Raw genomic sequence first — 11,166 nt, forward strand, 5'->3', positions numbered from 1 at the left:
TCTCCGCCTTTGGCGCGGCTATACCCGTCGGCGGAGACGTGGCCGAGTGGTCGAAGGCGCTCCCCTGCTAAGGGAGTAGGCGGGAAACCGTCTCGAGGGTTCGAATCCCTTCGTCTCCGCCACCCACACTTTCGGCAAGACGGAACTCCGCCCCTAAGGCGTTGTTTTTATTGATTGCATGATGATCCCATCAGATCGGTCGAATTCCGGTCTTGGTACAAATCTTGGTACAAGGAACCAGGGCATGTGGGGACGTCATTTGAAGCGGCGCGGTCGCTGGTGGCACTATTTTCGCGCCGTTCCTGAGCGTTACAGGGATGTAGAGGCCCGGCGGGAGATCTGTTTTTCACTTCGGACGCAGGATTTCTCGGAAGCTAAGGCAAAGGCTGCACAGATCTCGTTAGACCTCGATGCGGAATGGCAGCGCTCGGTCGAGTTGGGGGCTTCGTTGATAAGCCAAAGCGCGGTCAAACGGTATGCGACTGCCGTGCACGCTCAGGTGCAACGCGGTTTTCAACCTGCACCGGCGAAGTCCTTTAGTAACGACGAGCTGATGGAGCGGCTTCGGTCTCTGATCACCGACGCGGGTGCTGCTCCTGAACAAAAAGCGGTGCTGGGTTTGATCGAAAAGCCGGATCTAACAATGATGGACGCTTTTGAGCGCTTTTGGGACCATATCGAGGACGAGTGGTCGGCGCTGAGCCACGATCAGAGGCGGGTAAAGCGGAACGGATACCTCAAAGCTTTAAGCAATTTTCGCGAAGCCGTCGGCGATGTTTGCATGTACGAAGTCGAGCGTCATCATGCGATGGCATTTCGGGCATGGTGGCTCAAGCGGATCAAGTCGAAAGGTCTGAAGCCGCACACAGGTAACAAAGATATCAATGCTTTGCGCCGAATGATTTCGACTAACTTTGACATTGATGCGGTGCAGAAACCTAACCCTCTTGCACGAGTTCGGTTGAAGGATGAGGCTCAGGTGCCCCGGATGCCACTGACTGTGGAGCAAATCAAAGCCGCCATAGTGCCGGGTGCACTTGGCAAGATCGCACCAGAGTTTGTCTTGCTCTTACGTCTCCTCGTCAACACCGGAATGCGTCCGGTTGAGGCGATTGGATTGGAACTGGCTGATATCCTCCTCGATCACGAAGTTCCCCATGTCCACGTGCGCAAAAACGCGGTTCGTGGATTGAAGACCGACCATTCCGAACGGTTGCTGCCGCTCTTGGGCGTGTCCTTGGACGCCGCGCAAGAGCTGACCGCTATGGGCGGTTGGGGCAAACGGTTGGGCAAGAACATGTATGCTACCAGCATAATCAATCGTCACCTACGTGATAGCGGATTGGTGACTGATAAACGCCAGAGCCTTTATTCCCTTCGGCATTGGTTTCAGGACCAGCTTACGAAACGAGACGTGGTGGATCGGGCGCAAGCGCAGTTGATGGGCCACAAGTTTCAGCGGCCCAAGTACGGCTATGGGAAGGATCTAACCGAGCTTCGTGACATTATCGCGCCGTTTGCGATTGAAGCGTCATGAGGCGGGATCGGGATGCGTTCAGATCGGACTGGGCGTCGTAGATCGTCTCGAGCTTGTTGTGAAGCGCTAGCAGTGCGGCCTCTTCTGCCGGATCGCAGTGTGGCAAAAGAGCTGCCATCAAACGCTCCATCTGAGCGTACTCGTCGGGTGATATTGGTGCCATGAAGCCACCATCCCTGATATTTGGCAGGCATTTCAGGGGCGGAGTACCGTCTGATCTTCGCTCGCCCAAGCTCGTCCCAATTCGCGGACGAGCTCATCTGATAAAGTGAGTGCGGGCACAACATCGGTGCGTTGGTCGTTTAATTCGGAAAGCGACAGGTTCAGTTTCAGAGCTTGGGCGTAGACGGTTTGAAGTGGGTCCATAAATGTTGATTAGGCCAAGGCAATCATAAGGTTGCTTTTTTCAAAAGCGAACCTTTCAAGCCCCTGTTTCTTCATGTTTTCTTCATCTTGCATCATCGAATGCCCCTTGGCGAAGTCACATTAAGCCTCTGAAATACCGGATTAAAATGTTATAATACGTTCGCTTTTGAAAGAAGCGAACATCTAACCTCCAAACTTCATGACGGCCTCAAAAAAACGCCGCAATGGCGCGGGCTGGAACAAGGACAGAGCTCAGGGCCCCAAGAGCCATTTCACGCGCGCACAAGTGCAGGAACTGATTGTGCAACTCTCGCGTTCCCAAAACTGGCACGATCTGGCGCTATTGCTGTTCGCTTTGGACACAGCACTACGCGCCAGCGACCTGCTAACGTTGCGCGTTGTGGATGTAAGTTATTCGGACGGTCGGCTGCGGCAAAAGCTGGCGCGCAAGCAGAAGAAGACGGGCAAACTGGTCGAGCCGGTGATCACGCCTTCGACGCAACGGGCTTTGGCGCGTTGGATCAGGTCATCCGGCAAGGGCAAGCAGGACTTCCTTTTCACTCGGACAAAGTCAGCCATTTCAGCCGATCCGATCACACGTGTGCATCTGAGCCGCCTTATCAAGCAATGGGCAGAGCAATTGGGGAAGCCGCCGGACGACTTCGCCTGCCATTCGTTGCGCCGAACCAAAGGGGTGTTGATGTATCAAGCGGGCGAACGGGTGGCGGATATCTCCAGGATGTATGGGCATGCGTCCGAGGCCTCCACGCTGCATTATCTCGGCATCACCCAAATGCGCGTGACCGAGATGTGCCTGCGCTACGACTTGGGCGAAGGATTGCTATCTTAGCCTTAGTGGGGAGCAGTCAATTGGCGGCTGCAGAAACTGCGTTAGAGGCAGATCTTGCCGAAATCATGCGGACCTTTGAGGTCTGTCTGGATGACGCAAGAGATCGCACGACGGCCGTGAGCAACGAAGGGTTGAGGCCGAGGTTTTTTGACGCAAAGGCTGATGCATGCGCGCGTATCCGCGACGCAAATCTCAGTTCCGCTTATTCTAGGGCGGGCATCGCAGCCACTCAGCGGGAGCGTCTTGCGATCGAAGCGGATATGGCTGCTATGACCAATGCGCTTCTTGCTGACGCGCGTGCTGACCTAGGACTTCTCGAGACAAACTGAATTTGGCGCGATATCGACAATCAGTATAATGTTTGGGAATGAACGCAGAACTTCCTGATCGGCGGCCGGAGCAATCAAAATCTATCGAGAGAAGTACGGATCGATCACAGCCCACTATCGAGGCGATAGACGAAGACCGCTCAGATCAGCGGGTGCGTTTGGCTGAACTGGAACGGCCAGAAGATCGTCGCGCAACATTGGCAGCGCTGGTGCTCGACAATTGGAGCGAAGCGGATGGATCAACCACTTGCTTCGGCATCGAGGTTGATCCTGCGATGGTTCCTGAAAAGCTCGTCGATCTGCTGCATCAGGTTGAGACGGCCTGTGGCTTTGATTTGGTCAACGATGGTTTAGAGCCGGCCGACATCGGAAATTTGCTGCAGGGTCAGTTGGAGGCTTCACAAGCAGAGGCCGCAGCAGAACAGAACGCGATGGTGTTGGCGCAAGAGACCGCGCGGACAGATCAAGCCGCAGAGCAAAGGGACGCCTACAAACACCTTATTGAAGAACAGGTGTCATCCGGTAAATCGAACGCGGAAATCATTCTTGCTTTGGCCCAAGACCCACGTGTTCCGGCGACGGAACGGGTTAAACTAGCCCAATTCGCAACAATCATCGAAGTCGCTCAAGAGATCCCCGCCGACGCAGAGATCATTCTGGCAAGGGTAGAAACTGTCGACCTTTCGAGTGGCGTACCAGATCCCAAACGGTTCGCGCAGGCGTTCATATTCGACACCCCCGGCAGCGCTCTGCCATCGGGCGTTTCTGAAGCCACACAAATCGCCGTCGCCGAAGTGTTGGGCATTGAAAGGCCTGAGCTGGATGTCGTGACCGGTACGGAGATGATCGACGTTTTTGAAAAAGGCATTGGTACCCGTAGGGTGCGTGATCCCGAGACGGGCGAATTGCGTGAAGAGCCGATTATGCTCGAGCCTGGTCAGTTCGAAGAAATCCGCGACGGCCAGTCGATTGGCCTGACCGATACTGGCGCGCGCGCCATGCGCTTTGAAGAAGAGGTTGGCGATTTCACCGTGCTCTTGCCTGAAACGGCAACTGCGGAAGATATGGTGATGTACGGTCTCGCCGGACAAATGATGAGCCAACTGCACGGGGTCAACATGGCCGAAACTATCTTCCCGGGGCGCAATGTGATGGAACGCGGCGGCGGTACTTTAGACATCCGTATGCCGGAGGACTTCAACCGAACGCAACGGTTGTGTCAGATCTTCTTCGGCGGGTTTGCGGGCCATGACGGCGAACTACTTAGTCAGTCAGACCTAGATCGCATCCCCTACCTGATGCAGTTCCAAAACGCCAAAGGCGACGCTGCCATCGGCGATATCAATCCCGAACAGATGCGGGCCGACTATCGACGGCAGGGCATCATCGACGAAGATGGCAACTTTGATTGGGACTTGTTTGCGGCCATGGTCGAAGCAAACCGCCTTGCTTTGTGGACAGGTGAAGAGCATTTCGGACGCGCGGCGGCTTAGCGACGAACCCTTGTCAGGCCATAAGAAAAGACACTTGGTTTGCACCACAAACTTTTGCCTAAGCCTGCATATTCCTGTATATTGATGACAAGGAGCGTTTCTTAATGTCCAAAACCATGAACCTATCTGTTCGGCTGACAGAACCATTGACCGAGTTCGTCTCGGGGCGTGTTGGGGTGCAAGGCGACTATGACAACGCCAGCGAATACGTGCGTGACCTGATCCGGCGTGATCGAGAACGACAGGAACAGCGGGCGTTCGAAGCGCTGAAAGCGACGCTTCAAGAGGCCTTTGACCAGCCTGATGAAGCGTCTGTCCCAATGGATTTCGAGACGTTCAAAGCACGCCATAGTCCCACCGCCTCATGAGGCAAACACGCTACATGCCAGCGGCTCTTGCGGCGTTGGATGACATATATATCTACACTTTGGAAAAGTTTGGGGCGGACCAAACAGATCGGTACATCGGCGGTTTGTTCGCCGCATGTGAAAACATTACAGACGCCCCGATCCGAAAAATCCCAGAAGCCTTTCAGGTGGAAGGCAACTTTCGCGCCTATCAAGAGCATTTCATCTATTGGCGTCTGGCGCAGAACGACGACGTGATCATCGTTGCGATCCTACACCAAAGCCAAAACCTGCCCTTACGTTTGGTCGAGGCAGAAGAGCAAAACGGTTAGTCTCGCTGGAACCTTTGATGGGCTTCCCAAGCTAGCTTGGCGTCGACCGACTTGTCTTCTGCCACTTTGAGCGCTCGCCACGGCGACATGGTTTCAAAATGCTGGCGCAGGCGCATGAGGGAGCGCGTTGCGTCTTCGATGTCTTCATAGACTTTTTCTGTGTCCTCGTCTGGTCGTTCGCCGCATAGGGCACTGATTTCCTCTTGCGCGCGGTAAAGAGCGGCCTCCGCGTCCATCAGGATCTGATACTCGCGGGGTTGTTTGGCTGTTTCGCCAACCGCGTCGAATTTTGTGATGGCTTCTGGCAGCGGTCCCGAGAACAGCTCAATTGGATCTTCTGTCCGGAAGCTGGGTTTGTGGATGGTCAGTTTGACTTGAGTGGACACTCCTTCCCGCACAGGCTCGACGTAGTAGCAATAGGAGCGGTCACTGTGGGCTTCGGCGTCTTCAGTCAGATAGGTGGAGCCGCCTCTGTCTTTCAGTACCGCAATGATGGCAGCCGCAAAATCCGCCGCTTCAAACCGGGGCAGATCCCACGCGAGGCGCTGTGCCATCGCGATGTGACGAACAAGGCCATTCGGTCCTTCGGGATACCCGTCGTGGTGCTGATAGATGTCGAAACTGTCGTTCTCGTCAGAAACAGTAATGGTCGCGCGGGTGGACATTATTTCTTGGGATTAGAGGCTTTCTTCGAAGGCTTCGATAAAACTGGCCGCGACCTGCGGCACGATCGCATTGCCGTAGGCGCGCAATCGTCCCACGCGGTTGGATACCCCATGAGCCAGCGGGCGAAGGCCGGGTTCAACCGATCGCCAACGACCGTCCCGGCACCAGATCCACTCAGGCTCTCGCCATGGGCAGCGGTCCAAACCTGACGTCCCAAGAGCCCGTTGATCGGCACGAGGCTTTCGCGGCCGTCCTTGTGATCGCGTGCCGTGGGCGTCGCCCAGCCCGACATCATCGCCTGGTCTTGCAGGTTGATCTGCCGGTGCGCTTTCTGTCGCTTGTAGAATTGCCGCGGCGTCCGACAACTCGCTGTCGCCGAATGCGCCATTGGCGTCCGCCATCCGGCGCGTGGCCCCGAACCAGAGCCTTTGGCGGATATGCGGCGCGGCAAGGCCCGCAGCGCAGAGATCTGTCGCCCCGACGGCGTAACCCGCGCCTTCCAAGTCAGCCGATACAAGGTCGAACCAGTCGAGGGCAGCTTTCGCCGCAACCTGCTCTCCAAACAGCGTTGCAGGTTTGAGGGCTTTGATGAGTTCGAACCAGACCGGCCAGAGGTGGCGATCGTCGTCGAAGGCCTTTTGTTGGCCCGAGTTTGAGAATGGCTGGCACGGGCAGGAGCCCGTCCAGACGGGCCTGTTGTCCGTCCATCCTGCCGCTCGGAGCGCGAGGCTCCAACCGCCGATCCCGGCGAAGAAATGGAGTTGGGTGTATTGTGTGAGGTCATTAGGAGAAATGTCACGAATATCGCGGGTGTCGACCACGCCCGGCGCGATATGGCCCGCGTCGATCAGGTTTTGCAGCCATTGCGCGGCGTAAGGGTCGGTGTCGTTATACCAAGCCACCATCAATATTCGGAGGCGAGAAGGATTGTCATGACCCGCCGCGTCACCTCCGGATCCGCCGGATTGGGAGAGCCGTATTCCATGTTTTCGTCATAGGCGTCGATCTTGAAAAACACCGTCTCGCCTGCGATTTGTACGGATCCGAATTCGTGAGTCCCGTATGGATCATTGTCCTCGGTGAAGTCATCGAAGTCGCGGATCGCGAGCAGCACCTGCGCGAGCGTATTGCCCGCGAGCGCGTTCACCCCTTGGGTCATCAGCACTTGCCCACCTTCAAAGCTGCGGCGGAGCTTGTCATTGAGGTCGCGGATCGCGGCGGTTTCGTCTTTGAGATCGTCTGGGCATTCTGTCATGCATCGGTGGGTTAGTGTCATATCCAGATTATCGGCGTTCCAAAATCTCTCCAGCTTTGCACAACCGTTCTGAGTGGCACTGGCCCTTTGTCATCGGTTTGCGCCAGATCAGACACTCTGAAGTCTGCCGCGCCCTGTCTGTCTTCAAGGATTTGCCCCTGCGGGTTCCTCCTTGACGCCAGCCTCTTGGAGCGCAGCGCGTCTTTGGTGTCTTTATTCACTAACCCAAACAAGACATGACCACATCACGCGACCAGCTTCATCAAAACTGCCTTGCCATCGCTTATGTATTGGAAAGCAATACCGAAAATACCATTTCTGATTTTCTCGACGATGCCTTGAGCATCGAATACACCGTGGACGGACGCAAGAAATTCCTCGGCGCTGAAATCCTTGTCGCCTTTGGTGGTCCAACGATCTGGGTCAACACGCGAACCGACACGATCGAAGGCTCTTGGGGCGATACAACAGTCAACATGCGGTACTACGACGCTCAAGACCTGCAGGCATACTGCCAAGATCTCTTTGACGCCAGTTCAGGGCATTGACCGCCGGCGACCAAGCAGCAGAGCTGGGCCAAAGAGCGCGCCCAGCTCGAGGCTGATCGCCAGAAACAAAGGCAGCAGGATTTCGCGGCCTTGGCCAAAGACCCCAAGCCGTTCGAAGGTCACCACCATCCGCGCCAACAAATCAGACGCGCCTTGGGTGGCGTCCGTCAGGTCTTCGATCCGTTCCAAAACCGCCTGCGCCTCGGCCTGTGCGTTCAGGAAGGCAACCTCAATCTCAGCCGCCAAAGGCCCACAGCCACCCCGGTCGCATTCGGTGCGCCACGCATCATTCAAACGCTCAGCCTCTGCCAAACGCCGCGTGTGTTCGCCGCGCAGTGTCTCCAACGTCGCGGTTTGCACCCGTTCATCGGCGTTCATCTCAGCCCCTAGGAGGAAGGACGATGACAAAATCGCTGTCGACGACAGCACGGACACCGGCGACAGCAGGAACGCCACCGCAAAGCCCACTAACGCTTTCGCAAAATGCCGCCGAGCCAACAGCGCAAAGCCAGCCGCCACCAAAAACGGCCGCATCAAATCAAGCGCCATCAAACCGACGACAAAAGCTGCCCGAAACTGATCCGCCTCGCGTCCGAGCTCCCACGCGAAACTCGCGTTGAGCGTAATCAACGCCGCGATCAATCCGATGCAGGCTAAGGCTTGCATCATGCCGATCGCTGCATTCTGGAACTTGTCCAACGCATGATACTGAACGGGCTGCGCAACATGTGGCGTTAAAAGCGGTAATGTTTTCAGCGGCTCTGCAAGAGGCGCAAATCTCTGCGCGGGAGGTTGCGCGGTCATGCGCCACAGCTGTGCATCCTTGTCGAAGGCTATCACGCCTTTGCGCTTGATAGACTGCAAAACCCGGTGCGCCATTTCTGGTGAGACCTGGGTTTGAAGCACGACGCACAAAGCATCGGCGAAGTCTGATTTAGCGAATGTAGGCGACATCGCGGACAAAGCGGCGTTCACATCGGAATGGGACAAGACCATGCCCATGACGGTTTGGCTAAAGTCAGTTTGGTTGGTCACAGCAGCCTCCTTTGGCGCAGCCATTGAAGTTGTTCGGTGGAGAAATCGGCGAGGTCTTGGACCGAAGTGGGCAGATACACATCGCCTTGGCGATTGCGCCCAACGGGCGCGTCCCAATCGAAGATTTCCGCTTCAAGCCCAGCTTTGCGCAAGGTTTGCGCGGCCTTTTTGGCTCCGGTGCGACCGGCGTCATCACGATCAAATGCGATGCGCACTCGCTTCGCGCCACGCGCATCTGCCATGGTTTTCAACTTGTCGGCTTGAGCGTCGGAAAGGCTAGCGCCAAAGCTGCCGACAACGTTGCGCAAACCAGCTTCGACGGCCTTGGCTACATCGAAAGGACCCTCTGTCAGTATGATCGTGCCGGTCTCTTGGATCTGATCTGCAGCGTCTTCATGTAGCCAGATGAGTTCTTGTGCGTAGAGCTCGTCAGATTTGTGAAAACCCTGGTAGAAAAGATACTTGGGTTCGGCATCCTCAATGGAACGGCCAAGATGGCTGAGGATCACCCGGGTTCGACGGTCGTCTTGTGACACAGCACGTGCATCTGCGACCTGAAACACGATCCGATCTTTCAGAGGCGACCGTCCTTGCGGCAGGAAGCCGATCCCGAGCAAATCGCAGGTTTCCTCAGATATCCCGCGCGCCGCGATCGTGTCGTGATAGGCGCACATCTTGAGCAAGTCCTGCCGGATCGGCGCATTGCGTGGCGCACCCCCTGCGCAGTCCGGCGCAACCGCATGCGCGGCCCGTGCTTGGGTGCGCTGGCGAGTCTGTGTGACAGGCTGCGCTAGGTCAATTGATGCAGTGGCCCAGCGGCGTTCGAGGATTATGCGTCCTGCTTCGTAGCAGTTTCCACCTTCCATGCGCTGGATCAGCTCAATCGGTCCTCCGCCTTCACCGATCGAAAAATCATACCAAAGCCCACCAGGACCCATGTGAAAACTCGGAGTCATTTCGTCGTGAAAAGGCGAGTAGGCCCACCAGTCGTTCTGCTTGCTCTTCTTCTCACACTTGCGCAGACCAAGCGCGGCAAACATGGTCGGCCAGTCGATAGATGCGCGTATCTCGTCAAGATGGCGGGATTCGAGCCGAGGCGGTTGTGGGTTCACTTTGTTCATGGGGCAGGCTTGGAGGAAGAGCACGACCCGACATAGGGACGGAACTCCGCCTTCCGGTGGCTCTCATGCTAAGCGATCCTCAAACGCGGCCAAGGAAAACAAAGACTTGTGCAGGGCTTTAAACCCGAGGCTCATTGAAAATCGAATGGGCAAAGCCCCACTCACGCTGCGCAGCAGCAAAGCTGATTTTTTCCTCAAAGCGGAACGCGATGTTTATCTGGCAGAGCCACAGCGGCAGCGCTTTTGCGCCGCGCAAGTTTGCATGTCTGCACAAACAGCCCGGTCGCAGAGCGAACCGAGGCCGATTTGATGCGACATGCAACTTGCCAAGGGAGGGCCCTTGGAACCCCGAAACTAAGCGGTGAATGCAAATGCAGCGACCGTGAGCTCCCGCGGACATTGGTCGTTTACTGCTGCACCAAAAAGAGCTGCGCAAACTGCGAAAACGACCTTTAACCCCAATTCTCAGTCTTCGGTCAGGCGCTCGTCGCTAAGGTGGGGTCACGCGTCTATCGCACCAATCTCCTCGAGTTTCTGACGCTCCACGTCATTGCGCGGTTTAATTGCTATAAACGTCCGTGGCGGGAGCTTCCCTCTACCCATTTCTTGCAGCAAACCGTTGCCAAATGTATCCGATAGCAGAGCAATACCTTCGGGTCCGAGCACGCCCCGCGCGCCTTGGTTCTTGCGCAGGCGCTTCATCGGGTCATCCTGATCAAATAGCAGCGCCTCAATCACCTCACGCGGCACCGGCGTCTCCAGGTTCTGACGAAAGAAATCTGCAGCACGGGCTGTGCCAGGCTGTACTTCACGCAACGTTCTGAAGGCGGCCATATCAAAGGCACGCCAAACGGACGGCGGGTAATCAGCCCCTTCAACCAGCCAGAGCACATTTGCGACTGCGCTCGACTTCACTCCCCGTTTTCCGTCGCGGTTGGGGGCGTTGAGGTACTGTTCCCTTGCCAATAGAACGCCCATCCAGCATTGGCTTTCTGTCTCTTTGGAGTTGATGACTAAGCAAGGACCTTCTTCCCGATATGTCTCCGGCGGTATCATCCAGCTGTTGTCCAGCGTATTTTTAATGTCCACGTCTCTGTTGCCAATCACTAAGTCACGAATTCCTTTGGGAGCACGCAAAAAGTCACGAACGTAGTGCTCTATTTTGAGCCTGACCCAGCCCCCTGATCCGGGCCGTTCAGGTGTAGAATCCGTTCCTGTTTCTTTCTGTTGATATGTTTGCGGTCAAGGCCTGCTGAGCGGAGCCTTTGCGGAGCTCAAGCGAGGCAG

General features: G+C 56.2%; 14 protein-coding genes and 1 tRNA gene. 8 read left to right on the plus strand and 7 right to left on the minus strand.

Annotated elements, in window-relative coordinates; translation table 11 throughout:
* Window positions 1-32 precede the first annotated feature (32 nt).
* Window positions 33-122, plus strand: a tRNA-Ser gene (locus PFY00_RS18620).
* A gap of 122 nt (window positions 123-244) precedes the next feature.
* The gene (locus tag PFY00_RS18625) at window positions 245-1,537 is read left to right on the plus strand and encodes a DUF6538 domain-containing protein (RefSeq protein ID WP_271434109.1); all 1,293 of its coding nucleotides are present in this window, start codon (window positions 245-247) and stop codon (window positions 1,535-1,537) included.
* On the opposite strand, the gene PFY00_RS18630 is transcribed toward PFY00_RS18625, so the two are convergent.
* Complete coding sequence (locus PFY00_RS18630) at window positions 1,506-1,700, minus strand: hypothetical protein (RefSeq protein ID WP_271434110.1); 195 nt, start codon at window positions 1,698-1,700, stop codon at window positions 1,506-1,508. The genes PFY00_RS18625 and PFY00_RS18630 overlap by 32 nt on opposite strands.
* 402 nt (window positions 1,701-2,102) lie before the next feature.
* On the opposite strand from PFY00_RS18630, the gene PFY00_RS18635 reads away from it, so the two are divergent.
* The 5 genes from PFY00_RS18635 (at window position 2,103) to PFY00_RS18655 (ending at window position 5,254) form a co-directional block, all read left to right on the plus strand.
* Entirely contained in the window at window positions 2,103-2,753 is a 651-nt protein-coding gene (locus PFY00_RS18635; RefSeq protein ID WP_271434111.1) for a tyrosine-type recombinase/integrase, read from the plus strand.
* 20 nt (window positions 2,754-2,773) lie between these two features.
* Window positions 2,774-3,082, plus strand: a complete 309-nt coding sequence (locus PFY00_RS18640) for a hypothetical protein (protein ID WP_271434112.1) — start codon at window positions 2,774-2,776, stop codon at window positions 3,080-3,082.
* Between the two features lie 38 nt (window positions 3,083-3,120).
* Complete coding sequence (locus PFY00_RS18645; RefSeq protein ID WP_271434113.1) at window positions 3,121-4,575, plus strand: hypothetical protein; 1,455 nt, start codon at window positions 3,121-3,123, stop codon at window positions 4,573-4,575.
* Between the two features lie 116 nt (window positions 4,576-4,691).
* Window positions 4,692-4,943 carry a type II toxin-antitoxin system ParD family antitoxin gene (locus tag PFY00_RS18650; protein WP_271434114.1) on the plus strand — a complete coding sequence of 84 codons (252 nt, stop codon included), beginning with the start codon at window positions 4,692-4,694 and terminating at the stop codon, window positions 4,941-4,943.
* Window positions 4,944-4,957: 14 nt separating this feature from the next.
* Window positions 4,958-5,254, plus strand: a complete 297-nt coding sequence (locus tag PFY00_RS18655) for a type II toxin-antitoxin system RelE/ParE family toxin (RefSeq protein ID WP_271434115.1) — start codon at window positions 4,958-4,960, stop codon at window positions 5,252-5,254.
* Here PFY00_RS18655 and PFY00_RS18660 read toward each other — a convergent pair.
* From PFY00_RS18660 to PFY00_RS18670, 3 genes are read right to left on the minus strand one after another with little or no spacing between them, the layout of a single operon-like run.
* Window positions 5,251-5,919 carry a hypothetical protein gene (locus PFY00_RS18660; RefSeq protein ID WP_271434116.1) on the minus strand — a complete coding sequence of 223 codons (669 nt, stop codon included), beginning with the start codon at window positions 5,917-5,919 and terminating at the stop codon, window positions 5,251-5,253. The two genes, PFY00_RS18655 and PFY00_RS18660, sit on opposite strands and share 4 nt — an antisense overlap.
* Window positions 5,920-5,931: 12 nt before the next feature.
* Entirely contained in the window at window positions 5,932-6,825 is an 894-nt protein-coding gene (locus tag PFY00_RS18665) for a DNA cytosine methyltransferase (protein WP_271434117.1), read from the minus strand.
* Window positions 6,825-7,175: a DUF3768 domain-containing protein gene (locus PFY00_RS18670; RefSeq protein WP_271434118.1), complete on the minus strand. Its 351-nt coding sequence runs from the start codon at window positions 7,173-7,175 to the stop codon at window positions 6,825-6,827. Before PFY00_RS18670 ends, PFY00_RS18665 begins: the two co-directional genes overlap by 1 nt.
* 236 nt (window positions 7,176-7,411) lie before the next feature.
* Here PFY00_RS18670 and PFY00_RS18675 point away from each other — a divergent pair, with 236 nt between their 5' ends.
* Window positions 7,412-7,723 carry a hypothetical protein gene (locus tag PFY00_RS18675; RefSeq protein WP_271434119.1) on the plus strand — a complete coding sequence of 104 codons (312 nt, stop codon included), beginning with the start codon at window positions 7,412-7,414 and terminating at the stop codon, window positions 7,721-7,723.
* Here the strand turns inward: PFY00_RS18675 and PFY00_RS18680 are convergent.
* The 3 genes from PFY00_RS18680 to PFY00_RS18690 form a co-directional block, all read right to left on the minus strand.
* Window positions 7,712-8,758: a hypothetical protein gene (locus PFY00_RS18680; RefSeq protein WP_271434120.1), complete on the minus strand. Its 1,047-nt coding sequence runs from the start codon at window positions 8,756-8,758 to the stop codon at window positions 7,712-7,714. The genes PFY00_RS18675 and PFY00_RS18680 overlap by 12 nt on opposite strands.
* Complete coding sequence (locus PFY00_RS18685; protein ID WP_271434121.1) at window positions 8,755-9,879, minus strand: toprim domain-containing protein; 1,125 nt, start codon at window positions 9,877-9,879, stop codon at window positions 8,755-8,757. The genes PFY00_RS18680 and PFY00_RS18685 overlap by 4 nt, the downstream gene beginning before the upstream one ends.
* A gap of 501 nt (window positions 9,880-10,380) precedes the next feature.
* Window positions 10,381-11,016, minus strand: coding sequence for a NaeI family type II restriction endonuclease (locus PFY00_RS18690; protein ID WP_271434122.1), 636 nt, complete (start codon window positions 11,014-11,016; stop codon window positions 10,381-10,383).
* Window positions 11,017-11,166 lie beyond the last annotated feature (150 nt).

Source organism: Thalassococcus lentus (genome assembly GCF_028023555.1).
Taxonomy (GTDB): domain Bacteria; phylum Pseudomonadota; class Alphaproteobacteria; order Rhodobacterales; family Rhodobacteraceae; genus Thalassococcus_A; species Thalassococcus_A lentus.